The following is a 25706-nucleotide window of genomic DNA, read 5'->3' on the forward strand; positions in this document are numbered from 1 at the left end:
GAAGGCCACCGGCATCGCCCGCAAGATGGTCACCGAGTACGGCATGACCACCGACGTCGGTCCGGTCAAGCTCGGCTCGGCGTCGGGCGAGATGTTCCTCGGCCGCGACATGGGCCACGGCCGGGAGTACTCCGAGTCGGTCGCCGAGCGCGTCGACGTGCAGGTGCGCGCCCTCATCGAGCAGGCGCACGACGAGGCGTACGAGGTCATCAACTCGAACCGCGACGTGCTCGACCGGCTCGCTCTGGCCCTCCTGGAGGAGGAGACGCTCGACCACCTGCAGCTGGCCGAGATCTTTAAGGACGTCAAGAAGCTGCCGCCCCGGCCGCAGTGGCTGTCGAGCCAGCAGCGCCCGGTCTCGACGCTGCCCCCGGTGGATGTGCCGCAGCGCCGCGAGCAGGCGGGCCTGGCCGCGGCCGCCGAGGCCGATGCGGCGACGTCGGCCGAGAAGGCCCCGCACCGCCGCCCCACGGGGCAGGCGCGTCCCGCGACCGCGTAGGGCCGGCGCGATGGCCGTGATCATGGGCGTCGTCAACGTCACGGCGGACTCCTTCAGCGACGGCGGACGCTACCTGCGCCACGATGCGGCGATCGCGCACGGTCTCGCGCTGCGCGCGGCCGGTGCCGCGATCGTGGACGTGGGCGGCGAGTCCACGCGACCGGGCGCCGAACGGGTTCCCGCGGCGGTGGAGCAGGAGCGCGTGCTGCCGGTGATCGAGGCGCTCGTCGGGGCGGGCGCGGTGGTCAGCGTGGACACGATGAACGCATCCACCGCGGTGCTCGCCGTGGCGGAGGGCGCGACGATCGTCAACGACGTGTCCGGGGGACTGGCCGATCCGGAGCTGGTTCCCGCGGTCGCCGGCACTGCGGCCGATCTGGTGCTCGGCCACTGGCGCGGCCATTCGTCGGACATGTACGCGCGCGCCCGCTACGACGACATCGTCGCGGAGGTGACCGGTGAGCTGACCCGGCGCCTGCAGGCGGCGACGGATGCCGGCATCCCGCCCCGGCGGATCGTGCTGGATCCCGGGTTCGGCTTCGGCAAGGAGCCGGCGGACAACTGGGCTCTCGCGCGCGGGCTGCCCCGCCTGGTCGCCCTCGGGCCCCGCGTGCTCGTGGGCACCTCGCGCAAGCGCATGCTCGCCACGGCGCTCGGAGGGGCGGCGTCGGAGCAGCGCCGCGACCTGGCCACGGCGGTCACGAGCGTGCTGGCCGCGCAGTCCGGCGTGTGGGGCGTGCGCGTGCACGACGTGGCGGGCACGCGCGACGCCCTCGCGGTGCTGGCGGCCTGGACCGGCGGCTCCTGCTCGCACGCGCCGGACTGAGCACGCGCCGGGAACGTAGGCTGGTACCGTGACCGACGAGATCGTGCTGACCGGCATCCGTGCGGTCGGATACCACGGCGTGTGCGAGCAGGAGCGTCGCGACGGGCAGGAGTTCGTCGCCGACGTGACGCTGGAGCTGTCGACGCGGGCCGCCGCGGCCAGCGACGACATCGTCGACACCGTCCATTACGGCGAGCTCGCCGAGACGGTCGCCGCGATCCTCGCCGGCCCCCCTGTCGCCCTCCTGGAGACGCTCGCCGAGCGCATCGCGACCGCGGCGCTCGCGCACGCGATCGTGGAGCGCGTCGTCGTCACGGTGCACAAGCCGCAGGCGCCGATCCCGGTGGCGTTCGGCGACGTCGCCGTCACCGTCCGCCGGTCGAGGCAGGCATGAACCGGCGGCTCGCGCAGGGACTGCACGACGTCCCGGAATCGCCCCGGAACGGGACGGTCGAGGCCGTCGTCGCGCTCGGGGCGAACCTCGGCGACCGCGCCGGGACGATCTCCGCCGCCCTCGGCGAGCTCGACCGCCTGCCGCTGACCCGCCTGGTCGCGGCCGCCGAGCCGATCGAGACGGTCGCTTTGACCACGCACGGTCCGGATGCCACGGCCCCGGCATACCTCAACACGGTGGCGATCGTGGCCACGCGCCTGGCTCCTTCGGTGCTGCTGTCGTACCTGCACGCGATCGAGGCGCGGCACGGCCGCGAGCGGATCGTCCGCTGGGGCGACCGGACGCTCGACCTCGACCTCATCGTCTACGGCGACGTCGTCAGCGACGACCCGGCGCTGACGCTGCCGCATCCGCGCGCCGCCGAGCGGGACTTCGTGCTCGCCCCGTGGCTGCGGATCGACCCCGACGCCGTGCTCACCGGGCACGGCCGTGTGGCGGACCTGCTGGCCCGGGGGAGCACGCCGTGAGACGGACCTCGGCGGCGCTCCTGGCCACCGTGGCGGCCGCCGGCGCGGTCGTCGGGTACGCGATCGACCAGCTGCTGACCTCGACCGGCCGGCCGACGTTCACCCCGTCGGTCATGCTGCCGGTGCTCCTGGTGCTGCTGGGGGCCTTCACCGTCATGCTCGCCCTGCCGATCCGGCGGGCCACGCGCGGCGTGCGCGGCCGGCCGGTCGACCCGTTCCGCGCGCTCCGGGTGGCGATGCTCGCGAAGGCATGCAGCATCGTCGGGGCCGCGGTCGGCGGTGCTGCGGCGGGCATGGCCGCGTTCCTCGCGACCCGCCCGGTGGCGCCGTCGTTAGGCTCGATGGGGGCCGTGATCGCCACCGTCGTGGCGGCCGCCGCGCTGGTCGTGGCGGGGCTGATCGCGGAGCACCTCTGCACGATTCGGAAGGACGACGATGACGGACAGTCAGGACCCGGCGACCCCGGGGCCGAGCTCGCCCCGCCCGGTTGACCCCGCGCAGCGGTCGGAGGTGCTGGATGCCGGCACCTACGACGCGCTGCGCGAGCCCCGGAGCGAGCATCGGCTGGCGCTCGACGGCCGATGGCACCAGATCTCGCGCAAATACATCGTCGTGCAGGTGATCACCAACGGCGCACTGCTGGTCGCGGTGCTGACGGCGGCGCTCGTGCTCTCCCTCGTCCTGCAGCAGGCGTGGGTGTGGATCCCGGCGGGCGTGGTCATGGCCGGGTTCGTGTGCACGCTCGCGATCCTGCCGCGACAGGCCCGCGCCTACGGCTACCAGTTGCGCGCCGACGACCTGGTGTTCCGCCGCGGCATCCTGTGGCAGCGCATGGTGGCCGTGCCCTACGGGCGCATGCAGCTGGTGGACATCACCCACGGTCCGCTCGACCGCCGCTTCGGCATCGCCCAGCTCAAGCTCGTCACCGCCGCCGCGGCGACCGGGGTGACGATCCCCGGCCTCGCCCAGGCGGCGGCCGAGACGCTGCGCGACACGCTCATCGACGTCGCAGAGACCCGCCGGACCGGGCTGTGACCGACGATCCGTTCCCGACCGGCCCGCGCCGGCCCGCGCCGCTGCCGCCGAGCCCGTCCCCGCCGGCATCGGCTCCTCCGCCCGGCCCGCCGCGCAGCACCGTGCGCTCCTCGCTCAGCGACGGCCAGTGGCATCGGATGCATCCGCTCACCCCGCTCCTTCGGGGCGGGCTGTTCCTGCTCGTGATCATCGGCATCCTGGTCGCGAACCTGCGCGACCGGCTGTTCACGCTGATCTTCCCGTGGCTCGTGCCCGACCTTCCGGAGGGCCGCAGCTGGGAGGAGTACGACGAGGACCCGGTGGACTTCGTCGTGGCCAACAACCTCGTCGTCGTCGCGATCGTCGCGGTGCTCGCGGTGCTCGTCCTCGTCCTGGCGTGGGCGTACGTGTCGTGGCGGTTCCACACGTTCCGCATCACCGGCGACGACGTGGAGGTGCGAAGCGGCATCCTGTTCCGCACCCATCGCCGTGCCCCGCTCGACCGCGTGCAGGGCGTCAACCTCACCCGCCCGATGGTGGCGCGCCTGCTCGGCATGGCCAAGCTGGAGGTCGTCGGCGCGGGCACCGACGCGAACGTCAAGCTCGAGTACCTGTCCACCACGAACGCCGAGACGGTGCGCGGCGACATCCTTCGGCTCGCGTCGGGTCGGCGTCTGGGCGCCGCGGCGGCGGCCGATGCGGGGCTGCGCGGTGCGGCGGCGGCCGCCGCGACGGTCGGCGCCGGTATCGCCGGCCTGCTCGACGGCGTCGACACCGAGGACGACGAGCCGGAGTCGGTGGTCGAGATCCCTCCTGGACGGGTCATGCTCTCGCACCTGCTGTCCTCGTCGGGCGTCGCCCTGGTGGCGATCGTCGTCGCGATCGTGGTGGGGAGCTCGTTCGGCCAGCCGTGGGTGTTGCTGAGCGCCATCCCGACGCTCCTCGGTTTCGGCGCGTACTGGATGCGCTCCATCACCCGGTCGCTGCGCTATTCCATCGCGCCCACCCCGTCGGGCGTGCGGATCACGTCGGGGCTGTTCACGACGATCACCGAGACGCTGCCGCCGGGGCGCGTGCACGCGGTCGAGGTGCAGCAGCACATCCTGTGGCGGCCCGCGGACTGGTGGTCCATCCGGGTCAATCGCCTGTCCGGGCGGTCGTCGGGCGACGGCGACGGGCAGGCGCAGTCCACGGTGCTGCCGGTGGGCGCTCCCGCCGACGTGGAGCGCGTGCTGCGGCTGCTCCTTCCGGGCGTTCCGGCGCACGAGTGGCCGGACGTGTTCCGGCACGGCATCCGCGGCCCTGTGGACGGCGACCCGTACACGAACACCCCCCGGCGAGGACGGTGGCTGCGCCCGCTGTCGTGGCGCCGGAACGGGGTGCTTCTGACGCCGGACGCCCTGTTCCTGCGCCGCGGGCTGCTGCGGCGCTCGCTCGTGGTGCTGCCGCTGGCGCGCCTGCAGTCGGTGCGCATCGCGCAGGGGCCGCTGGCCCGGACGCTCGATCTGGCCTCGGTGCGCGGGCACACCGTGCTGGGACCGGTGCCGGGGGCGCTGGGCGCGCTGGATCGTGCCGCGACGATGCGGGTGTGGTCGGATGCCGCGGCCGGGGCGATCGCGGCCGCGGCGGGCGACCGGTCCCACCGATGGGCCTCCGAGCCGGGACCTGGAGCTCCGCTGTCGGAGGACGACGCGCGTCCCGACGACCCGGCATCCGGTGCGGCGGACACTCCTGACGACCCGGCATCCGACGCGGGGAGACCGGTGTGACCCGTTCCGGGCGCCTGGGCGTCGGCGTGATCGGCGCGGGGCGGGTGGGCCCGGTGATCGGGGCTGCGCTGGCAGGGGCGGGCCACGCCCTCACCGGCGTGACGCCCGGTTCCGATCCCGACCGGGTCGAGGCGGTGCTCCGCGGCGTGCCGGTGCTCACGGCCGAAGAGGTCGCGCGGCGCAGCGAGCTGGTGGTTGTCGCCGTGCCGCACGACGAGCTGCCGGGGCTCGTCTCCGGTCTCGCCGCGCTGGGCGCGTGGCAGACCGGTCAGCTGGTCCTGCACACCGACCCGGCGCATGGCACCGAGGTACTGTCCCCCGCGGCCGCGCGCGGCGCGATCCCGCTCGCGGTGCACCCGGCGATGACGTTCACGGGCACCTCGATCGACCTGCGCCGGCTGCGCGAGTCGTACGCCGCGGTGACGGCGCCGGCGATGGTGCTGCCGATCGCCCAGGCGCTGGCCGTCGAGCTCGGCTGCGAGCCGGTGGTCGTCGCCGAGGCCGATCGCGCAGCGTACGCCGAGGCGATCGCGACGGCGACCGAGTTCTCCGCCGCGATCGTGTCCCAGGCGGCGGGCCTGCTCGCCCGGGCCGGGGTCGAGGACCCGGGCCGGTTCCTCTCCGCGCTCGTGCACTCCACCGTCGAGCGCGCGCTCCGCTCGGTCGAGAGCGCCTGAGCCTGCGCGCGAGCGGGGTCGCGAACGCCCGCGGATAGACTTGGGGGTCGACTTCCGAGGAGCCCCGCGAAATGACCGAGAACGGCGACGAGACCGACATCTCCGAGCAGAAGGCCGTGCGCCTCGCCAAGCGCGAGCGGCTCATCGCCGAGCGGACGGATGCCGCGGGCGGCGCGTACCCGGTGACCCTGCCGATCACCGACACGATCCCGGGGCTGCGTGAGCGCTTCGGCGGCCTTCAGGCGGGGGAGGAGACCGGGGTCACCGCCGCTGTCGCGGGCCGGGTCGTCTTCAGCCGCAACACCGGCAAGCTGTGCTTCGCGAGCCTGCAGGCAGGCGATGGCAGCCGCATCCAGGCGATGGTCTCGCTCGCCGCCGTCGGCGAGGAGCAGCTCGCACGCTGGAAGGAGCTCGTCGACCTCGGCGACCACGTCTTCGTCTCCGGCGAGGTGATCTCCAGCCGCCGCGGCGAGCTGTCGATCATGGTGAGCGAGTGGGCGATCGCCTCGAAGGCGCTGCTGCCGCTGCCGAACCTGTACACCGAGCTCAGCGAGGAGAGCCGCGTGCGCTCGCGCTTCCTCGACCTCATCGTGCGCGAACAGGCGCGTGAGACGGTGCGGGCGCGCGCGAAGGTCAACAGCAGCATTCGCGCCACTCTCGACGCGCGCGGGTTCGTCGAGGTCGAGACGCCCGCGCTGCAGATCCAGCACGGCGGTGCGTCGGCCCGCCCGTTCGTCACGCGGTCCAACGCCTTCGGCGCCGACCTGTACCTGCGCATCGCGACCGAGCTGTTCCTCAAGCGCGCCGTCGTCGGCGGCATCGAGCGCGTGTACGAGATCGGCCGCATCTTCCGCAACGAGGGCGCCGACTCGACCCACAGCCCCGAGTTCGCGATGCTCGAGGCCTACCAGGCCTACACCGATTACCACGGCATCGCCGACCTCACGCAGGAGCTGATCCAGCGCGCCGCGATCGCCGTCTCGGGCTCCACGACGGTCACATGGGCCGACGGCACCGAGTACGACCTCGGCGGCCAGTGGGACCGCGTCTCGATGTACGAGTCGCTGTCGGCGGCATCCGGTGTTCAGATCACGCCGCAGACGCCGCTCACTCAGCTCGAAGCCCTCGGCGAGAAGGCCGGCATCGACGCGCCCGCGCACCCGATCCACGGCAAGTGGGTCGAGGAGCTGTGGGAGCACTTCGTCAAGGACTCGTTCACGCGGCCGACGTTCGTCATGGATCTCCCCCTCGACACGAGCCCGCTCGTGCGCGAGCACCGCTCGATCCCGGGCGTCGTCGAGAAGTGGGACCTCTACGTCCGCGGTTTCGAGCTGGCCACCGGCTACTCCGAGCTCGTCGACCCGGTGATCCAGCGCGAGCGGTTCGTCGAGCAGGCCCGGCTGGCCGCGAGAGGGGACCTTGAGGCGATGACCGTCGACGAGGAGTTCCTGCGGGCGATGGAGCACGGCATGCCGCCGATGGGCGGCATGGGCATGGGCATCGACCGCCTGCTCATGGCGATCACCGGCCTCGGCATCCGCGAGACGATCCTCTTCCCGCTCGTCAAGTAGCGCGCCTCGGCGACTCGGGGATCGGGTTCAGCGACTCGGCGGGCGGAGTGTGCAGTAGGGTGGACCCGCTTGCACAAAGAAGTGGAGGGCCGATGACACTCACAAGACGGCAACTGCTCATGGCCGGACTCGGGACCGTGGCACTGGGGTCGCTCAGCGGCTGCGCGACGCCGGGAACGACGTCGGTCAACAGCCTTCCGACGATTCCGCCGGCCAACGGCGAGAAGGTCACGATCGAGTACTGGGCGTGGCTGAAAGACCTGCAGAAGGTCGCCGACGTCTTCAACGCGAGCCACCCGAACATCTACGTCAAGGCGGTGCCGATCGTCGGCGGAAACGCCGGCGGGTACCAGAAGATGTACTCCGCCATCGCGGCCGGCGGCGGTCCCGACCTCGGGCAGGTCGAGCTGCGCGCGATCCCCGAGTTCATGCTCGTCAACGGGCTCGTCGACGTCTCCCGCTACGGCGCCGACGATCATGCATCGACGTTCGACCCCACGCTGTGGGCACAGGTGAGCTTCAATGGGGGCGTCTACGGCATCCCGCAGGACTCCGGTCCGATGGGCACGTTCTACCAGACCCCCGCGTACGAGAAGATCGGTGCCGAGCCGCCCAAGACGTGGACCGAGTGGGCCGAGGTCGGCCGCGAGTTCCGCAAGGCCGACATCTACATCGACGTCTTCGGTCTTAACGACGCGAGCTTCTTCTGCTCCTTCGCCACACAGGCCGGCGCCCAGTGGCTCACCCCCACCGAAGACGGGTGGGTCATCAACCTCACCGACGAGGGCACCCTCGAGGTCGCCCGCTTCTTCGACAAGGCCGTCGACGACGACATCGTCTCGACCGCGATCGGTCCCTACTCGCCCGGGTGGTACGCTGCCGCAGCCAAGGGCGAGATCGCGTCATGGACCGTCGCGAGCTGGGGGGATGCCCTCGTCGAGGGCGTCGCCGGCGGCTCGGGGCTGTGGCGGGTCGCGCCGATGCCCACGTGGAGCTCGGGGTTCGGGTCGAGCTATATCGGCGGTTCGACCACGGCTGTCATGGCCAACAGCAAGCACCCCCAGGAAGCCCTCGAGTTCGCCCTCTGGCTCAACTCCACCGAGGAGGGGATCAACACGCTGATCGACTACTCCGGCGTCGGCTGGTCGCCCGTGCCCGGCATCATCGGGACGAAGCGCGAGAAGCCGTCCGAGTTCTTCAGCGGCCAGAACTACAACGAAGAGGTCTTCGTCCCCGCGAGCAAGGAGCAGAACCCGAACTGGGCGTGGTGGCCCATCACGCAGCAGACGTTCAACATCCTCGCCGACGGCTTCCGTAAGAAGGCGTCGGGCACGACGCTCGTCGACTCGGTCGCGACGGCCGAGGAGCACGTCATCACCGCGTTCCGCAACAAGGGCCTCAGCATCCGAAAGGCAGGGGAATGATGTCGACAACCACGACCGTCGTGACGGGCTCCACAGGGGCCCGATCCGCGCGGCGCTCCGGTGCGGTCAGGCGGGCACCATGGCTTCTGCTCACTCCGTTCCTGCTGCTGTTCCTGCTCACTTTCATCCTGCCGATCTTCGTCGCGATCGGCTCGAGCTTCACGAAGGTCAGCCGCAAAGGGCTCTTCGGCGAGGCCGGCGTGACCAGCGAGTTCGCGGGGTTCTCCAACTACCAGCTGGCCATCGGTGACGGGAACTTCATGGCGTCGATCGGGCGCGTGCTGCTGTTCGGCATCGTGCAGGTTCCGGTCATGATCGTGGCCGCCACCGTGCTCGCGCTGCTGCTGGAGTCGGCATCCGCGAAGTGGCCGGGGTTCTTCCGGGCGACCTACTTCATGCCCTACGGCCTGCCAGGGGTCATCGCGACCATTCTGTGGTCGTTCCTCTACCTTCCGGGCCTGAGCCCCATCGTCGACGTCGCCGCGATGATGGGCATCGAGCTCGACTTCCTCGGTCCCAATACGGTGCTGTGGTCGGTCGCGAACATCGTCACCTGGACGTACGTCGGTTACAACATGCTCATCATCATCGCCCAGCTCAAGGCCATCCCCGGCGAGCTGTACGAGGCCGCTCGCGTCGACGGCGCGGGGCCGTGGCGGGTCGCGTTCAGCATTCAGCTCCCGCTGATCGCGCCGGCCCTCGTGCTCACGACGGTCTTCTCCATCATCGGGACCCTGCAGCTGTTCGCAGAGCCGCAGGTGCTCATGATGTTCTCGCCCGCGATCGATTCGCAGTACACACCGAACCTGTCGGCCTACACGATGGCGTTCGCGTACAACGAGTACAACGTGGCCGCGGCGCAAGCGGTGATCATCGCACTGGCCGCGTTCATCCTCTCCTTCATCTTCCTCAGCCTCACGAATCGGAAGAGCTCATGACCACGACAGCACCCGGCTCCGACACCACCACCGTCGTGCGCGCCTCGAAGGCGAAGGTCAACGCGACAGATCGTTCCGCGGGGCGCTCCGCGGGGTCGACGATCATCGTCACGGGCCTGCTCACGATCGTCGCCCTCTACTTCCTGATCCCGGTCTACTGGGTGTTCGTGGCGGCGACGAAGACGTCGGAGGACCTCTTCGCGACATTCGGGTTCTGGTTCGCCCCGAACTTCGCGCTGTGGGACAACATCTCGCTGGTGCTCAGCTATGACAACGGCATCTTCGTGCGCTGGTTCATGAACTCGGTGCTGTACGCCGGTGTCGGCGCCGTGCTCGCGACGTACTTCGCCGCCGCCGGCGGCTATGCGCTGGGCAAGTACAAGTTCCGCGGCAACAACGTGGTCTTCGGGGTCATCCTCGGCGGCGTGCTCGTGCCCGCGACCGCCACCGCGCTGCCGCTGTTCCTGCTGTTCAGCCAGATGGGGCTCGCCAACACCTACTGGAGCGTGCTGCTGCCCTCGCTCGTGTCGCCCTTCGGGCTGTTCCTGTGCCGCATCTACTCGCAGGCCACGGTCGACGACGCCCTGCTGGAGGCGGCACGCCTCGACGGGGCCGGCGAACTGCGGATCTTCCACGCCGTGGGCCTTCGCATCCTCACGCCCGCGCTCGTGACGGTGTTCCTGTTCCAGCTGGTCGGGATCTGGAACAACTACTTCCTGCCGCTGGTCATGCTGGCCGACTCCGAGCTGTACCCGATCACGCTGGGCCTGAACAACTGGCTCAGCCAGGTCAACCGGCTGCCGGAGTTCTACCAGATGACCACCGGCGGGGTACTGTTGTCGACGATCCCCCTGGCTGTCGCCATGATCGTCCTGCAGCGGTTCTGGCGAGGCGGCCTGACTGAAGGCTCCGTCAAGTAAAAGGCTCCGTCAAGGAAGTGACCTACCTCACGGACCGTGCCCCCGGGCACGGAGCACGTACCCCTGCGCGCTCATTGCTGCGCACCGACGCCCGGCGGCTCTCGCTGAACGGCTCGTGGCGGTTCCGGCTGCTGCCGGGAGCGCCCGGCGAGCCCGGTGACGTCGGGTTCCTGCCCGAGGGGGAGGAACCCGACGACGTCGCCGGCGAGCAGTACGACGACTCGGCGTGGGACGTCATCCCGGTGCCGTCGCACTGGGTGCTCGAAGGCGACGGGGCGTACGGCCATCCGATCTACACGAACACGCAGTACCCGTTCCCGATCGATCCGCCGTTCGTGCCCGACGAGAACCCGACCGGCGATCACCGGCGCACGTTCGAGCTGCCGGAGTCGTGGGCGGATGCCGCGCGGGTGCTCCTGCGGTTCGACGGGGTCGAGTCGCGGTACCGGGTGTGGGTCAACGGCATCGAGATCGGTGTCGGCTCCGGCAGCCGCCTGGTCCAGGAGTTCGACGTCACGGGTGCCGTCCGCACGGGGCGGAACGTCATCGTCGTGCGGGTGCACCAGTGGTCGGCCGCCAGCTATCTGGAAGACCAGGACCAGTGGTGGCTCCCCGGCATCTTCCGCGACGTGACGCTGGAGGCAAGGCCCGTCGGTGGCATCGACGACGTGTGGCTGCGCACCTCCTTCGACGGGGCCGACACCGAGCCGGGGGAGCCCGGGCCCGGCACGGTCGTCCCGGAGATCGTCGCCGACGAGCGCGCCTATCCGGTCACGCTGCGCATCGCCGAGCTCGGCGTCGACGTGACGTGGCAGAGCCCCGACGAGGTCGCCCCGGTCGAGGTCGCGCTCGTCGAGCCATGGTCGGCCGAGGTCCCGCGGCTGTACGAGGCGACCGTCGCCGGGGCCGCGGAGACCGTCTCGCTGCGGGTGGGCTTTCGCACCGTCGTGATCTCCGGCGACCGCTTCCTCGTCAACGGGCGGCGCGTCGCTTTCCACGGCGTGAACCGGCACGAGTGGCATCCCGACCTCGGCCGCGTCTTCGACGAGGCGGAGGCGGTCGCGGGCCTGAAGCTCATGAAGCGGTCGAACATCAACGCTGTCCGCACGAGCCATTACCCGCCCCATCCACGCCTGCTCGAGCTGCTGGACGAGCTGGGCTTCTGGGTCATCCTGGAGTGCGACCTCGAGACGCACGGGTTCGAGCACGTCGGCTGGCGGGGCAATCCCAGCGACGATCCGGACTGGCGTGCCGCGTACCTCGACCGCATCGAGCGCACTGTGGAGCGGGACAAGAACCACCCGTGCATCGTGATGTGGTCGCTGGGCAACGAGTCGGGCACCGGTCAGAACCTCGCCGCGATGGCGGACTGGGTGCGCGAGCGCGACCCCGGTCGCCCGGTGCACTACGAGGGCGATCAGGTCGGCGCCTACACCGACGTGTACTCGCGGATGTACGCGAGCGTCCCCGAGACCGAGGCGATCGGTCGCGACGACTCCCCGGTGCTGCTGCTGGGGTGTTCGGCGGCGGAGTCGGCGACCCAGCGCACGAAGCCGTTCCTGCAGTGCGAGTACGCGCACGCCATGGGCAACGGCCCGGGAGGCCTTCATCAGTACCAGGAGGTCTTCGACCGCTATCCGCGCCTGCACGGCGGGTTCGTGTGGGAGTGGCGCGATCACGGCGTGCGGGTGCGCAACGCGGAGGGGATCGAGTTCTTCGCTTACGGCGGTGACTTCGGCGAGGTCGTGCACGACGGCAACTTCGTCACCGACGGGCTGCTGCTCTCCGACGGCACTCCCTCGCCCGGCCTGGCCGAGTTCGCGCACGTCGTCGCGCCGATCCGGCTTGAGCTCGACGACGAGGCCGTGACCGTCGCCAACGTGCGTCACACCGCCGACACGTCGGATCTCGAGCTGCGATGGCGGGTCGAGCATGACGGCCACGCGGTGGCCGAGGATCGCGTCGACCTGCCGACGCTTCGCCCGGGGGAGACGGGGCGGGTGAGGCTTCCCGCCGTCGCGCGCCCCGCCACCGGTGAGCTGTGGCTGACGGTGGAGGCGGTGCTGGCCGAGGCGACGACGTGGGCACCGGCCGGGCACGTCGTGGTGGCGGCGCAGCGGCGCCTGCCGGGCGATGCGACGCCGGCGAGCCGTCCTGCCCCCGGCCGTGTCACGGGGAACGGCGGCGCGCCGCCCGCAGCGCACGGCGGCGAGCCGCCCCAAGAGCTCGGTCCTGCGCGCTTCCGTCGCGGCCGGCTCGTGTCCATCGCGGGGGTGACGGTCGGCGGACCGACGCTGGAGCTTTGGCGGGCCCCCACCGACAACGACCGGGGCAGCGGATTCGGCTCCTACGTGGGCGTCGACCCGACCGTCGGCCTCGGCCGCGGCGTGCCCGCACCGTCGAACGAGACGACCTGGCGCGCGCACGGGCTCGACCGCGTGGTCTCGCGCGTGGTCGAGTGCTCCGGCACCCACGACGCGCTGCACGTCGTGCGGCGCTGCGGGGCGGCGAACTCCGTGCTGACGATGACCGTCGACGAGCACTGGTCGGTGCGGGACGGCGAGGTGGCGCTGCGTGTGGAGGTGACCCCCGGAGACGGCTGGGATGGCGTGATCCCCCGCATCGGCATCCGTCTCGACCTCCCCGAGGACGTCGACGGCGCGGCGTGGTTCGGCACCGGACCGCATGACTCGTACCCCGACTCGCGTCGTTCCGTGCGGGTGGGGCGCTTCGAGGCCGGGATCGACGAGCTGACCGTGCCCTACGCGCGGCCGCAGGAGAGCGGCCACCGCAGCGACCTCAGGGAGCTCACGCTCAGGCGCGGCGGGGTCGACTGGCTGCGGATCACCGCCCTCCCCGACGGGGAGGGGCGGCTCCCCGGCTTCATTCTGACGCGGCACACGGCGCAGGACCTCGCGGCGGCCGGTCACCCGCACGAGGTGCGCCGGTCGGGGCACCACTACCTGTATCTCGACGCGGCGCAGCACGGGCTGGGCTCGCGCGCGTGCGGGCCGGACGTGTGGCCCGACTCGATGCTGTACGCGCAGCCCCGGACCATGGAGTTCGTCTTCGCCGCCGTCTGACCGACGCCCCGGCCTGACACCCCGGCCTGACACCCCCGCTGGCGCCGGCCCCCTGCCGCGAGACCTCCCGTTTGCAACGTTTTTCGTTCGAAAACGTTGCAAACGGGAGGTCTCGCGGGGCGTGGGCGGGGCGTGGGCGGGGCGTGGGCGGGGCGTGGGCGGGGCGTGGGCGGGGCGTGGGCGGGGCGCGGGCAGCCCGGCGGACAGTTCAGTCGGCGGCCGGCGGGGTGAACGCCCACTCGGGCAGGTGCCCGGCCGACACGAACGAGAGCACGATCCGGCCGAGACCGTGCGCGGGGTCGATCGCCAGCGCCGCGGTCGCGTAGCACTCGGCGTGCGTGGACCTGCCCAGTGCCCAGGCGAGCCAGCCGCAGGCGGCGAGCGCACCCGCGCGGTACGATCGCGGGGTCAGCGCGGCGACGTGCCGGACGAGCTCGAGCGCCGCACGCAATCTGGCCGCATCGGGCCGCGGCGCATCGCCCCACAGGATCAGCGCGAGCTCGGGCGGGTACTCCTCGCCGTCCTCCCAGGCCTGCTGGGCGGTGACCGCGCGCTTGCCCGCGTCGAGGCCCTCCGCCCAGCACACCAGGGCGACGTCCCGGAGCGCGGGCCGGCCCAGGCACGCCGCGAGGGTCGCTGCCCGCAGAGGGGTGAGCTCCATGTCGTCGCGCAGCGCGTGCTCCGCGAGCGCCGCGGGGTCGGCGAGAGCGTGCGCGGCTTCGACGACCTCCGGCTCCACGGGTCTCGCCTTGCGACGTCGCCCGGTCCCCGTCGCGGACCGCAGGTGCGCGAGGGCGGCACCGGTCGCCTTCCGCTGCGCCGCGGTCGTGGCCGGCAGGTCGGCCCCGTCGGTCTGGCCTTGCGTGACGGGCGGGAGCCCGGCGGCATCCGCCGTCTCGATCTCCTCGAGCGGCCGCGCCTCCTCCGGATGCAGGGGGTCGAACGGCGAGCCCCACCCGTCGGCGCCGACCACGAGCACGTCGGCCACGGGCAGGCCGCACACGTCGCACGCCCGCAGGAGCGCGTCGACCAGCCGCGGAGAGGGCAGCGCGGGACGGGCCGAGGCGTCGGTGTACACGACGGCGATCATGGCGTCGACCCCGGCCACGCGGCACATGAGACCCAGGACGCTCGAGGCCACGCGCTCGCACGCGTCGAGGTCGTCGTCGGGTGGCAGGTCGACACGCAGCACGCCGAGGCTGCCGCCCCGGCGAAGCGGCACGGCGACGAGGCTCTGCGCCGGTCGGAAGCCGAGCAGGGAAGGGATGAGGGCGAGGAAGTGAGCGGGGCCGGAGACTTTCGCGATTGTGGTCATGAGACGAGATTCGCCGGTCGCGGGCCCTCGTGGGATGCCGATCGCGGCATCCGTGGACAGTTTCGCGAACTCGCCTCCTGGGGAGGAGTCCTTGCGCCCGCGTACGATGGAGCCGTGGACGAATACTGGGTCGCGGTGCTCTGGTCGCTGCTGCCGACCGTCGTGGTGCTCGGCCTGTTCGTCTTCGTCCTCCGTTCCATCCTGCGCATCGACCGGCACGAGCGCCGCGCCTACGCCAAGATCGAGGCGGAGGAGCGCGCGAAACGAGGGCTGCCCGCCCGGCCGCCCGGCGACGCCGGCCACGCGTCCGCGAGCACCAACGGGTGAGCATCTTCGGGGGGACCGCATGATCACCGTCACGCTGGACTGGACGTGGTGGGTGCTGCTGGCCCTGGTCTTCGACATCACGGTGCGCATCGCCGCGATCATCGTGATCCCCCGCAATCGTCGCCCCACGGCGGCGATGGCATGGCTGCTGGCCATCTACTTCATCCCACTGGTCGGCGTCGTGCTGTTCCTCCTGATCGGAAACCCGAGGCTGCCGCGCAAGCGCCGCCTCAAGCAGCAGCGGATCAACAACTACATCCGCGAGACGAGCGAGCACCTCGACTTCGGCAGCCTCCGCCCCGACGCCCCGGAGTGGTTCACCTCGCTCGTCACGCTCAATCGCAACCTCGGGGCCATGCCGTTGGCAGGGGACAACGGAGCGAAGCTGATCTCCGACTACGAGGAGAGCATTCAGGCGATGGCGGATGCCGTGCGCCAAGCGCAGCGGTACGTGCACGTCGAGTTCTACATCCTCCAATCCGACCGCACCACCGACGTGTTCTTCCGCGCACTCGAGGAGGTTCGCGCGCGCGGCGTCGTCGTGCGCGTGCTGCTGGACCACTGGGCCAACCGCAGCAAGCCCTACTACAAGACGACCCTGGCGCGCCTGGACGCGATGGGTGCGCAGTGGCGGCTCATGCTGCCGGTGCAGCCGCTGAAGGGCAAGTACCAGCGTCCCGACCTGCGCAACCACCGCAAGCTCCTCGTGGTGGACGGGCGCGTGGCGTTCACCGGCTCCCAGAACCTCACCGACTCCACCTACAACCTGCGCAAGAACATCGCGCGCGGACTGCACTGGGTCGACCTCATGGTCAAGGTCGAAGGACCGGTCGTGGCCAGCGTGGGAGCGGTGTTCCTCTCCGACTGGTACAGCGAGACCGACGAGGTGCTCACCGACGAGATCGACCTGTTCGAGATCGGCTCAGGCCCGGGCGACCTGGACTGCCAGATCGTGCCCTCCGGTCCGGGCTTCGAGTTCCAGAACAACCTCAAGATGTTCATGGCGCTGCTGTTCGCGGCCCAGCACCGCGTCATCATCGTGAGCCCCTACTTCGTGCCCGACGAGGGCCTGCTCCTGGCGATCACCACCGCCTGCCAGCGCGGGCTGCAGGTCGAGTTGTTCGTCTCGGAGGAGGGCGACCAGGCGATGGTCTATCACGCGCAGCGCAGCTATTACGAGGCGCTGCTGCGGGCGGGCGTGAAGATCTGGATGTACCGGAAGCCCTTCATCCTGCACACCAAGAGCCTCACGATCGACGACGAGACCGCCATCATCGGCTCCAGCAACATGGACATGCGCTCGTTCGGTCTCAACCTGGAGATCTCGATGCTCGTGCGCGGCGCCGAGTTCGTCGACCAGCTGCGTGCCGTCGAGGACCGTTACCGCTCGCTCAGCCGGGAGCTCACCCTTCAGGAGTGGAAGCAGCAGCCGTTGCGCTCCACGGTGCTCGACAACCTCGCGCGCCTCACCTCCGCCCTCCAGTAGGGGGGTCTTGTGCTCGCTCGCGAGTCACTGTCTTGACCCGCGAGTCACTGCCTTGCTCGCGAGTCACTGCCCTGGAGCGCAGTGACTCGGCGCGGGGGCAGTGACTCGGGATGGGGAGTAGTGACTCGCGGGGGCGGCGAGGGAGGGATGCCAGGGGCCTCGGCGTTCACTCGCCCCGCACGAGGAGGTCGCCGACCTCGCAGTCCAGCGCCCGGCAGATCGCCGACAGGGTCGAGTAGCGGATCGCCCGGGCGCGGTCGTTCTTGAGCACCGACAGGTTCACGACCGAGACGCCCACGAGCTCGGAGAGCCGGGCCAGGGTCATCCCGCGCTCGGCGAGCAGCTCATCGAGCCGGCAGTGGATGCCGGTGGGTCCGTCCTCGTCCGGGGGAGTCATACGAGTCCTTCGGTGTCGCGCTGCAGCCGGTCGCCGATCGTGAACACCATCGAGGCTGTCGCCACGACGAAGGCGGCGAGGAACAGCGTGGTCAGATCCCCCGTCATGATCACGTTGTTGAACGTGCCGTCCGAGATCGCGCGGAACGCGTCGTTGGCGGCCATGTTGCCGAAGAACGGCACGACGGCGATGTCGCACAGCGCGGCGGCTCCGGCGATGTTCACCAGCACGGTGTTGCGCCGGCTGAACACCCGTCCGCGCAGGACCGACACGCTCAGTGCGATGAGGCATCCGACGACCGTGGCGGTGCTCGCGACCGCGAGCACCTGCTCGACCACGATCGCGGCGCGTCCGGCGACGGACATCCCGTCGGTGATCAGGAACGCGGAGTCGAGCTCGACCGTCCGTGGCGCGCCGTCGGGTCCGATCGCGGCCTCGGCCGTGGTGCCGGAGAACTCTCCCGGCACCTGGATCGTCGTCGCGGAGACGGCGTCGACGATCCGCGCGCCGGCGAACACGGCCGTCATGACGACCAGTGCGGCCCCGACGACGAGGAAGAACCAGAGTGCGACGACGTCGTTCCTGCTCAGGATGCGGTCCGGGATTGCGGGAGTCTTCATCTCTCGACCTCCATATCGATGATCGTTGTTATCGAGAAACGATATACATATCGATTGTCGTTGTCAAGCACGCGATCCGGGCACGCCTGAGGCTCCCGACGCCATCGCGCGCCGCTCGTCATACTGGGCGCGAATGGTCGCCCTTTCCGGCCGCCGCGACACATCGGGCCAAGTGAGCGCGACGTGGCCGTGGTCACTGGGCGCGAATGGTCGCGCGCGGGCGGAGGCGCGACACAATGGGCCAAGTGAGCGCGACGGGGCAACTGCCCCGAGGCAGCGCCCCGAGGCGCCGGACCTCCCGAGGCAGCGCCGCGAGGGGTCCCGCCCCGGGCAGCGCCGCGAGGCGCCGGACCTCCCGAGGCAGCACCACGAGCATCACGCCCACGGCGAACACGGGCGTGACGGCATCCGCCTCTCGTTACCCTCGAGGTAAGGCGCCACCAGTGCGCCCCGGAGGAGTCGGACGATGTTCGAGAGATTCACGGACCGTGCCCGTCGCGTGGTTGTGCTCGCCCAGGAAGAGGCGAAGATGCTCAACCACAACTACATCGGCACCGAGCACATCCTGCTCGGCCTCATCCACGAGGGCGAGGGCGTGGCAGCGAAGGCCCTGGAGAGCCTCGGCATCTCGCTCGACGCGGTGCGCGAGCAGGTGCAGGACATCATCGGCCAGGGGCAGCAGCAGCCGACCGGGCACATCCCGTTCACCCCCCGCGCCAAGAAGGTGCTCGAGCTGAGCCTGCGCGAGGCGCTGCAGCTGGGCCACAACTACATCGGCACCGAGCACATCCTGCTCGGTCTCATCCGCGAGGGCGAGGGCGTGGCCGCCCAGGTGCTCGTCAAGCTCGGCGCCGACCTGAACAAGGTGCGCCAGCAGGTCATCCAGCTGCTCAGCGGCTACCAGGGCAAGGAGCCCGCGGCGGTCTCCGGCGCCGCGCACGAGAGCCCGCAGCAGGCGCAGGGCGGGTCGGCCGTGCTCGACCAGTTCGGCCGCAACCTCACCCAGGCCGCGCGCGAGAACAAGCTCGACCCGGTGATCGGGCGCGAGAAGGAGATCGAGCGCGTCATGCAGATCCTCTCGCGCCGCTCCAAGAACAACCCCGTGCTGATCGGCGAGCCCGGCGTCGGCAAGACCGCCGTCGTCGAGGGCCTCGCGCAGGCGATCGTCAAGGGCGACGTGCCCGAGACGCTCAAGGACAAGCAGGTCTACTCGCTCGACCTCGGCTCGCTCATCGCCGGCTCCCGCTACCGCGGCGACTTCGAGGAGCGCCTGAAGAAGGTCACCAAGGAGATCCGCACGCGCGGCGACATCATCGTGTTCATCGACGAGATCCACACCCTCGTCGGCGCGGGTGCGGCCGAGGGCGCGATCGACGCGGCATCCATCCTCAAGCCCCTTCTCGCGCGCGGCGAGCTGCAGACGATCGGGGCGACCACGCTCGACGAGTACCGCAAGCACTTCGAGAAGGATGCCGCGCTGGAGCGCCGTTTCCAGCCGATCCAGGTAGCGGAGCCGAGCCTGCCGCACGCGATCAACATCCTCAAGGGCCTGCGCGACCGCTACGAGGCGCACCACAAGGTGCAGATCACCGACGGCGCGATCGTCGCGGCTGCGAACCTCGCCGACCGCTACGTGAGCGACCGGTTCCTGCCGGACAAGGCCATCGACCTGATCGACGAGGCCGGCGCGCGCCTGCGCCTGTCGATCCTCTCCAGCCCGCCGGAGCTGCGCGAGTTCGACGAGAAGATCGCCAAGGTCCGCGAGGACAAGGAGTTCGCCAGCGAGGAGCAGGACTTCGAGAAGGCCGCGAGCCTGCGCGACGAGGAGAAGTCCCTGCTGGCCGAGCGCCTGCGCCTGGAGAAGCAGTGGCGCAGCGGCGATGTGGCATCCCACGCGATCGTCGACGAGGGCCTGATCGCGGAGGTGCTCGCGCAGGCCACCGGCATCCCCGTCTTCAAGCTCACCGAGGAGGAGACCAGCCGCCTCGTCTTCATGGAGAAGGCGCTGCACCAGCGCGTCATCGGTCAGGAGGAGGCCATCGCGGCCCTGAGCCGCACGATCCGCCGCCAGCGCGCTGGGCTGAAGGACCCCAAACGTCCGTCCGGCTCGTTCATCTTCGCCGGGCCCACCGGTGTCGGAAAGACCGAGCTGGCCAAGGCCCTCGCCGAGTTCCTGTTCGACGACGAGGGAGCGCTCATCTCGCTCGACATGAGCGAGTTCGGCGAGAAGCACACCGTCTCGCGGCTGTTCGGCGCCCCTCCCGGGTTCGTCGGCTTCGAGGAGGGCGGCCAGCTCACCGAGAAGGTGCGGCGGAAGCCCTTCTCGGTCGTGCTGTTCGACGAGATCGAGAAGGCGCACCCCGACATCTTCAATTCGCTCCTGCAGATCCTGGAGGAGGGCCGCCTCACCGACGGCCAGGGCCGCGTGATCGACTTCAAGAACACCGTCATCATCATGACGACCAACCTCGGCTCGCAGGCCATCGCCGGCGGCCCGGTGGGCTTCCAGGTCGAGGGCAACGCGCAGACGAGCTACGAGCGCATGAAGGGCAAGGTCGACGAGGAGCTCAAGCGCCACTTCAAGCCCGAGTTCCTCAACCGTCTCGACGACATCATCGTGTTCCCGCAGCTGAACAAGGACGAGCTGCGCCAGATCGTGGGCCTGTTCACGAAGCGCCTCTCGGAGCGGCTGCTCGACCGCGACATGACCGTCGAGCTGACGGATGCCGCCAAGGACAGGCTCATCGAGATCGGGTTCGACCCAACGCTCGGTGCCCGGCCGCTGCGCCGCGCCATGCAGCGCGAGGTCGAGGATCGGCTCAGCGAGAAGATCCTGCACGGCGAGCTCGTCGCCGGCGACCACGTCAAGGTGGACGCGCAGGGCGGCGAGTTCGTGTTCGAGACCGGGCCGCGCGGCGACCGGGTCGCCGTGGGGGTCGGCGCCGCCGGCGAGATCGCCGCGACGCCGGACCTCGCCGCCAGCGCCTGACGCCACTGTCGCGCCCCGACCCCGGCCCCGCCACTGTCGCGAGACTCCACTGGTGCACCGAGACTGCACGCCCGGCATGCAGTCTCGGTGCGCGGATGAAGTCTCGCGGATCGGCGCGGCGCGGAGCGGGTCGGCGCGGGGCGCGGGCGGGTCGGGCGGGGCCCGGCGGCGCGGGTCGGCGTTGGGGCGCGCGTCGACCGCGGCGCGGCGCGGGTCAGTGCGCGTCGACGGGGGCGACGTCGACCGGGGCGACGTCGACCGACACGTGCAGGGTCGAGCGCTTCGCCTTCGTGAAGATGATGCCGCGCACCGGCGACACGTCGCCGTAGTCGCGACCCCAGGCCACCGTGACGTAGCGGTCGTTCGCCCACTGGTCGTTCGTCGGGTCGATCGCGAGCCACTGCTCGGTGCCCGGGATCCACACCGCGAGCCACGCGTGCGAGGCATCCGCCCCCACGACGCGCTCCCTGCCGGGGGGCGGCTGGGTCGCCAGGTACCCGGACACGTACCGCGCCGCGACGCCGTTGCCCCGCAGGCCCGCAAGGGCCACGTGCGCGAAGTCCTGACACACGCCGGCGCGGGCGGCCATGGCATCCGCCACCGTGCTCGTCACCGTCGTCGCGGTGCTGTCGTAGGCGAAGTCCGCGTGGATTCGGTGCATCAGGTCGGTCACCGCCTCGGCAAGCGGCCGACCGGGGGCGAGGGATGCCGCCGCGTACGCGGTCGCCTCGTCGGCGTGCCGCGCCCGCGGCGACTCCAGCGCGTACTCGGTAGCCCGCCATGCGCCCGGCTCGCGCGGGTGCACGAGCGGGCGGGCGTGCTCCCACGGTCGCTGCGCGGCATCCGGGTAGGCGGGCGCGTCGACGTCGACATCGCTGGTCGCCTCGATCACGAGCCGGGAATGCGCCTCGGTGAGATGGAAGTACGTCGAGGAGTTGCCAAAGTAGTCGGTGTCGACGCTCACGTCGCCCGGCGCCGGGTCGACCACCACGCTCGACGCGTGCACGCGCTGCCACGGGAGCGAGCGCGGCACCAGATGGAACTGTCCCACACTGTCCTGCACCCGCTTGCTGTACGTGTAGGTCGTGCGGTGGGTTACGCGGTAGCCCGTCACGCCGGTACCCCCTGGTGCTCGACGAGCGAGAGCGCCGACATCGGCACCGGCGGTGGTCCGCTCTCGAAGTGCAGCTGCGCGATCGCGTCGCCGAGCTGCTCGAAGCCGGCCACGGTGCGCTTGAGGAACACGACCAGCTGCGCGCGCGGCGCGGCCGCCAGCGCGACCGCGTCGAGCTGGGCGAGGCTCGCCTCCAGCTGCTCGCGCAGGCGCTCGGGGCGGGTCGACCCGGTCGAGGACGGCAGGGCGGCCAGATGCGTGCGCAGCTGGGCGAGCGCGAACGCCACCGAGCGCGGATTGTCCGGGTCCAGCAGCAGCAGGTCGAGCACATCGGACGTGCGCATCGTGCCGCGGTAGCGCCGGCGGTGCGTCACCACGCTCTCGGATGCCGTCAGCAGCGCCGTCAGGTCGTCGCGGTGCGAGCGCGACCGCTCCTCGGCGGCCGCAGCGCCCAGGAGATGGCACACCTGGAGGCCGCGCTCGAGGAAGCGCCCGGACTCGATCATGTGCCAGCCGGCATCCCGGATCATGTTCGAGGTCACCCCGTGCAGCGACAGGACGGCCGCGAGCATGCGCCCACCCGACTCGGCCGTACGGTGCGCGCGGGTCGAGGAGCGCAGCGACCGTGCCGCCCGCTCCACGTTGGAGAACACCCGCCACGTGTCGCCGGAGAGCTGGTCGCGCACGCCCGCCAGCGCCGCCCGCAGCTGGGCGAGCGAATGCGCCGCCGAGCCCGGACGCCGGGCGTCGAGCAGCAGCGAGCGGAAGTCCTCCTCGGGGTCGGGGAGCGCGGGCCCGGCCAGGCGCCGCAGCGCCCGCCGCAGCATCCGCGCGTCGTCCGGATCGGCGGACTGCTCCAGCTGCTGCTGGGCGGTCAGCAGCAGCCGCAGCAGGTCTTCCGCACGCTCGGCGTAGCGGCCCGCCCAGAACAGGTCGGCGAGGGCCCGCGGGGCGAGGGCGGGAATCACGCGCGCGGTCGGCGGTGTCGTGATCTCGGCGAGGCCCTGGTCGGGATCGGATGCCGAGGACTTGAGCACCCACACGTCTTTGGTCGTCGGCGGCGTGGCGGCCCCGTCGCGGACGGTGGCCAGGCCCCCCACCAGCGGCCGGTAGGCGGAGCCGTACCGCAGCGTGAACCCGCGCAGGACCAGGGCGAGGGCCTGCGCCTGCCCGGTGGACCGCCACACCGGTGCCTGGGAGAGGGCCAGCAGGTCCTGGCCGACGAAGCGGTGCGGGGCGGCGCGGACGCGCGCGGCCAGCTCACCGGCATCCAGCCCCGCCACGGTCTTGCGGGGCTGGTCGATCGCGCGGACGATCAGGGCGTCGTCGCCCGCGGCGAGCCGGGCGAGCACGAGCTCCCGCGCGTCGGGGTCGCCGCACCACCACGTCGGCACCGAGGGCAGCCGCAGCCGTTCACCGAGCAGGTGCTCGCACACCGCGGGCAGGTACGGCAGCAGGGCGGGGTTCTCCAGCACGCCCGCGCCCAGGCCGTTGACCAGCCGCACCCGTCCGCGCCGCACCGCTTCGGCGAGGCCGGCGACGCCCAGGTGCGAGTCGGCGCGCAGCTCCAGCGGGTCGCACCATTCCGCGTCGACGCGGCGGACGATGACGTCGACGCGCTCGGCCGGGGTGGTCTTCGGCCAGCCGGCGGGCTTGATCCACACCCAGCCGTCGCGCACGACGAGGTCCTCGCCCTGCACGAGGGGGAACCCGAGAGCGTTCGCGAGGTACGCCTGGTCGAACGCGGTCTCCGAGAACGGGCCGGGCGACATCACGACGATGCGGGGGGCGGACACGGTCTCGCATGCCGCGGAGATCAGCGCCGCCCGCAGCGCCGAGAAGTACGGCTCCATGCGGTGCGGGTCGCCCTCCTGGTACAGCTCGGGCAGTACCTGCGAGATGACCCGCCGGTTCTCCATCGCGAAGCCCAACCCGGACGGCGCCTGCACCCGGTCGGCAAGCACATGCCATTCGCCGTCGGCGGCGCGGCCGAGGTCGGTGGCGGACAGCAGCAGCGGTTGCGGGTCGGCGTTGCGACCGCGGGCCACCGGGCGGGCGAATCCGGCGTGCCCGAAGACAGCCGCCGCCGGCACGATGCCCTCGGCGAGCACGGTCTGCGCACCGTACAGGTCGACCAGCAGGGCGTTGAGCAGCTCGGCGCGCTGCGCGAGGCCCACGTCGAGCCGAGCCCAGTCGGCGGCGTCGACGACCAGCGGCACCGGGTCGAGCTGCCAGGGCTGGGCGCCGACGTCCGGCCTGAGGTAGGCCACCCCGTCGTCGGCGAGGAAGCGCGTGATCTCGCCGTCGACGCGCTGCAGCTCCTCCGCGGTCAGCGAGAAGGCGGAGGCGAGCGCCTTCCACGCCGGCCTCAGCCCGCCATCGGGAGAGACGACCTCGTCGTAGCGCGGGTCGGCGACGAAGGGCAGTGCCAGCGTCGGCCGGGTCGTCGCGGCGGCGTAGTCACGAAGCACGGTCACGCCGCTGCACCCTCCTCGGGTCGATCGCCGTGCGCTCGCCGGGCCGATCCCTGTCGCCGATTGTCCTCCTCACCCTACCCGTGCTCGTCGCGGCGTATGGTGGTGCGGTGATCCCGTTCCACGTCCGTCCGGCGCGCACGAGCGACGTGCGCAGCATCCTCGATCTGCTCGATCCCTGGGTGCAGCGCCGCATCCTCCTCGGCAAGGATCTCGTGGTCCTCTACGAGTCGGTGCAGCAGTTCGTCGTCGCGGAGGCCGACGGGCGCGTGATCGGCTGCGGCGCCCTCCACGCGATGTGGGAGGACCTCGGCGAGATCCGCACCCTCATCGTGGCCGACGACTGGCTGCACCGCGGCGTCGGCGGGGCGCTCGTGGGGCTGCTGGAGGACAACGCACGCGCGCTCGGCCTCTCGCGCCTGTTCTGCCTGACCTTCGAGGTGGACTTCTTCGCGCGGCGCGGCTTCGCGCCGATCGGCGAGCAGGTCGTCGATCCCGACGTGTACTCGCAGCTGCTGCGCAGCCCCGACGAGGGCGTTGCCGAGTTCCTCGACCTCGCCCACGTGAAGCCCAATACGCTCGGAAACACGCGCATGCTCAAGCGCCTGTAGGCGCGTCTGCGCGGGTGGAACGGATGCCGCGGCATAGCCTGGCATGGTGAGCACCCCGTCCGGCCGTCGCCTGTCCCCGGCCGTGTATCGCCGCCGCCGACTGGCGGTGCTGCTGGCGCTGCTCGCCGTCGTGGCGATCGTGGCGGTTCTGATCTGGCAGCCCTGGCGGGGCGCGCCGAAGGCCGCACCGACCCCGTCGGCCTCGACCCGCTCGGCCGCGCCCACGACCGCGCCGCCCACCACGCCGGCATCCGAGCCGTCGACCGAGGCCGCGCCGACCCCGTCGGTCTCGCCGACCGGGGAGGCGCTGGATGCCTGCACGACGGCGAACGTGTCGGTGACCGCGGTCACCGACAAGGAGTCGTACGCCAGTGGCGAGCTGCCGCAGCTGTCGATGACCCTCACGAACGACGGCGACGAGGCCTGCCTGATCAACGTGGGCACGACGACCCAGGCGTTCACGATCACCAGCGGCAGCGACACGTGGTGGCGTTCCACCGACTGTCAGACCGAGCCGAGCGACCAGGTGGTCACGCTCGACGCCCACCAGACCGTGTCGAGCCTGACGCCGCTGCAGTGGGACCGCACGCGCTCGGCGGTGGACACGTGCAGCAGTGCTCGCCCGGCGGCTCCCGCCGGCTACTTCCACCTGTCGGTGTCGGTCGGAGGCATCGACTCGGTCGACGACGCCGTGTTCGTGCTGGGCTGAGCGGTCTTTGGTGCTGGGCTGA

Annotated in this window: 22 protein-coding genes and 1 pseudogene; 18 read left to right on the forward strand and 5 right to left on the reverse strand. The window is 71.3% G+C overall.

Going from position 1 to position 25706, the window contains the following annotated elements:
* The 13 genes and pseudogenes from QM641_RS09640 to QM641_RS09700 all read left to right on the forward strand — a co-directional run.
* A pseudogene (locus QM641_RS09640) lies at positions 1–499 on the forward strand (cell division protein FtsH); the annotation flags it as partial.
* A gap of 10 nt (positions 500–509) precedes the next feature.
* Positions 510–1325, forward strand: a complete 816-nt coding sequence (gene folP, locus QM641_RS09645; RefSeq protein ID WP_415115873.1) for a dihydropteroate synthase — start codon at positions 510–512, stop codon at positions 1323–1325.
* Between the two features lie 28 nt (positions 1326–1353).
* Positions 1354–1719 (forward strand): dihydroneopterin aldolase, encoded by a 366-nt coding sequence (gene folB, locus QM641_RS09650; protein ID WP_415115875.1) that lies wholly within the window; start codon positions 1354–1356, stop codon positions 1717–1719.
* Positions 1716–2246: a 2-amino-4-hydroxy-6-hydroxymethyldihydropteridine diphosphokinase gene (gene folK, locus QM641_RS09655; protein WP_415115877.1), complete on the forward strand. Its 531-nt coding sequence runs from the start codon at positions 1716–1718 to the stop codon at positions 2244–2246. Before folB ends, folK begins: the two co-directional genes overlap by 4 nt.
* Complete coding sequence (locus QM641_RS09660) at positions 2243–2737, forward strand: DUF3180 family protein (protein WP_415115879.1); 495 nt, start codon at positions 2243–2245, stop codon at positions 2735–2737. Before folK ends, QM641_RS09660 begins: the two co-directional genes overlap by 4 nt.
* A complete protein-coding gene (locus QM641_RS09665; protein WP_415115881.1) occupies positions 2682–3281 on the forward strand; it encodes a PH domain-containing protein in 600 nt (199 codons plus the stop codon). The genes QM641_RS09660 and QM641_RS09665 overlap by 56 nt, the downstream gene beginning before the upstream one ends.
* On the forward strand, positions 3278–5029 hold the full coding sequence (locus tag QM641_RS09670; RefSeq protein WP_415115883.1) for a PH domain-containing protein: 1752 nt from the start codon (positions 3278–3280) through the stop codon (positions 5027–5029). Before QM641_RS09665 ends, QM641_RS09670 begins: the two co-directional genes overlap by 4 nt.
* Positions 5026–5706, forward strand: a complete 681-nt coding sequence (locus QM641_RS09675; RefSeq protein ID WP_415115885.1) for a DUF2520 domain-containing protein — start codon at positions 5026–5028, stop codon at positions 5704–5706. The genes QM641_RS09670 and QM641_RS09675 overlap by 4 nt, the downstream gene beginning before the upstream one ends.
* Positions 5707–5777: 71 nt before the next feature.
* Entirely contained in the window at positions 5778–7277 is a 1500-nt protein-coding gene (gene lysS, locus QM641_RS09680; RefSeq protein ID WP_415115887.1) for a lysine--tRNA ligase, read from the forward strand.
* Positions 7278–7369: 92 nt separating this feature from the next.
* Positions 7370–8701 (forward strand): ABC transporter substrate-binding protein, encoded by a 1332-nt coding sequence (locus QM641_RS09685; RefSeq protein ID WP_415115889.1) that lies wholly within the window; start codon positions 7370–7372, stop codon positions 8699–8701.
* Positions 8701–9639 carry a carbohydrate ABC transporter permease gene (locus tag QM641_RS09690; protein WP_415115916.1) on the forward strand — a complete coding sequence of 313 codons (939 nt, stop codon included), beginning with the start codon at positions 8701–8703 and terminating at the stop codon, positions 9637–9639. The genes QM641_RS09685 and QM641_RS09690 overlap by 1 nt, the downstream gene beginning before the upstream one ends.
* A complete protein-coding gene (locus tag QM641_RS09695) occupies positions 9636–10559 on the forward strand; it encodes a carbohydrate ABC transporter permease (RefSeq protein WP_415115891.1) in 924 nt (307 codons plus the stop codon). The genes QM641_RS09690 and QM641_RS09695 overlap by 4 nt, the downstream gene beginning before the upstream one ends.
* Before the next feature lie 17 nt (positions 10560–10576).
* The gene (locus tag QM641_RS09700; protein WP_415115893.1) at positions 10577–13642 is read left to right on the forward strand and encodes a glycoside hydrolase family 2 TIM barrel-domain containing protein; all 3066 of its coding nucleotides are present in this window, start codon (positions 10577–10579) and stop codon (positions 13640–13642) included.
* Between the two features lie 208 nt (positions 13643–13850).
* Here the strand turns inward: QM641_RS09700 and QM641_RS09705 are convergent, their stop codons facing one another.
* The gene (locus QM641_RS09705; RefSeq protein WP_415115895.1) at positions 13851–14957 is read right to left on the reverse strand and encodes a DUF4192 family protein; all 1107 of its coding nucleotides are present in this window, start codon (positions 14955–14957) and stop codon (positions 13851–13853) included.
* Positions 14958–15071: 114 nt separating this feature from the next.
* Between QM641_RS09705 and QM641_RS09710 the strand changes: the two genes are divergently transcribed.
* Entirely contained in the window at positions 15072–15284 is a 213-nt protein-coding gene (locus QM641_RS09710; protein ID WP_415115897.1) for a hypothetical protein, read from the forward strand.
* A 19-nt stretch (positions 15285–15303) separates the two neighbouring features.
* Positions 15304–16770, forward strand: coding sequence for a cardiolipin synthase (gene cls, locus QM641_RS09715; RefSeq protein WP_415115899.1), 1467 nt, complete (start codon positions 15304–15306; stop codon positions 16768–16770).
* 166 nt (positions 16771–16936) lie between these two features.
* On the opposite strand, the gene QM641_RS09720 is transcribed toward cls, so the two are convergent.
* Both QM641_RS09720 and QM641_RS09725 read right to left on the reverse strand, forming a co-directional pair.
* On the reverse strand, positions 16937–17167 hold the full coding sequence (locus QM641_RS09720; protein ID WP_415115902.1) for a helix-turn-helix domain-containing protein: 231 nt from the start codon (positions 17165–17167) through the stop codon (positions 16937–16939).
* Positions 17164–17787: a hypothetical protein gene (locus QM641_RS09725; protein ID WP_415115904.1), complete on the reverse strand. Its 624-nt coding sequence runs from the start codon at positions 17785–17787 to the stop codon at positions 17164–17166. Before QM641_RS09725 ends, QM641_RS09720 begins: the two co-directional genes overlap by 4 nt.
* A gap of 466 nt (positions 17788–18253) precedes the next feature.
* On the opposite strand from QM641_RS09725, the gene QM641_RS09730 reads away from it, so the two are divergent.
* Complete coding sequence (locus QM641_RS09730) at positions 18254–20776, forward strand: ATP-dependent Clp protease ATP-binding subunit (RefSeq protein ID WP_415115906.1); 2523 nt, start codon at positions 18254–18256, stop codon at positions 20774–20776.
* A gap of 214 nt (positions 20777–20990) precedes the next feature.
* Here the strand turns inward: QM641_RS09730 and QM641_RS09735 are convergent, their stop codons facing one another.
* A complete protein-coding gene (locus QM641_RS09735; protein ID WP_415115908.1) occupies positions 20991–21890 on the reverse strand; it encodes a transglutaminase family protein in 900 nt (299 codons plus the stop codon).
* Positions 21887–24367: a circularly permuted type 2 ATP-grasp protein gene (locus tag QM641_RS09740; protein ID WP_415115910.1), complete on the reverse strand. Its 2481-nt coding sequence runs from the start codon at positions 24365–24367 to the stop codon at positions 21887–21889. The genes QM641_RS09735 and QM641_RS09740 overlap by 4 nt, the downstream gene beginning before the upstream one ends.
* Positions 24368–24474: 107 nt before the next feature.
* Here QM641_RS09740 and QM641_RS09745 point away from each other — a divergent pair, with 107 nt between their 5' ends.
* Together QM641_RS09745 and QM641_RS09750 are read left to right on the forward strand one after the other, a co-directional pair.
* Positions 24475–24975 (forward strand): amino-acid N-acetyltransferase, encoded by a 501-nt coding sequence (locus QM641_RS09745; protein WP_415115912.1) that lies wholly within the window; start codon positions 24475–24477, stop codon positions 24973–24975.
* Between the two features lie 43 nt (positions 24976–25018).
* On the forward strand, positions 25019–25684 hold the full coding sequence (locus QM641_RS09750) for a hypothetical protein (RefSeq protein ID WP_415115914.1): 666 nt from the start codon (positions 25019–25021) through the stop codon (positions 25682–25684).
* The last annotated feature ends 22 nt before the right edge of the window (positions 25685–25706 follow it).

It is taken from the genome of Microbacterium sp., assembly GCF_047605725.1.
GTDB lineage: Bacteria > Actinomycetota > Actinomycetes > Actinomycetales > Microbacteriaceae > Microbacterium.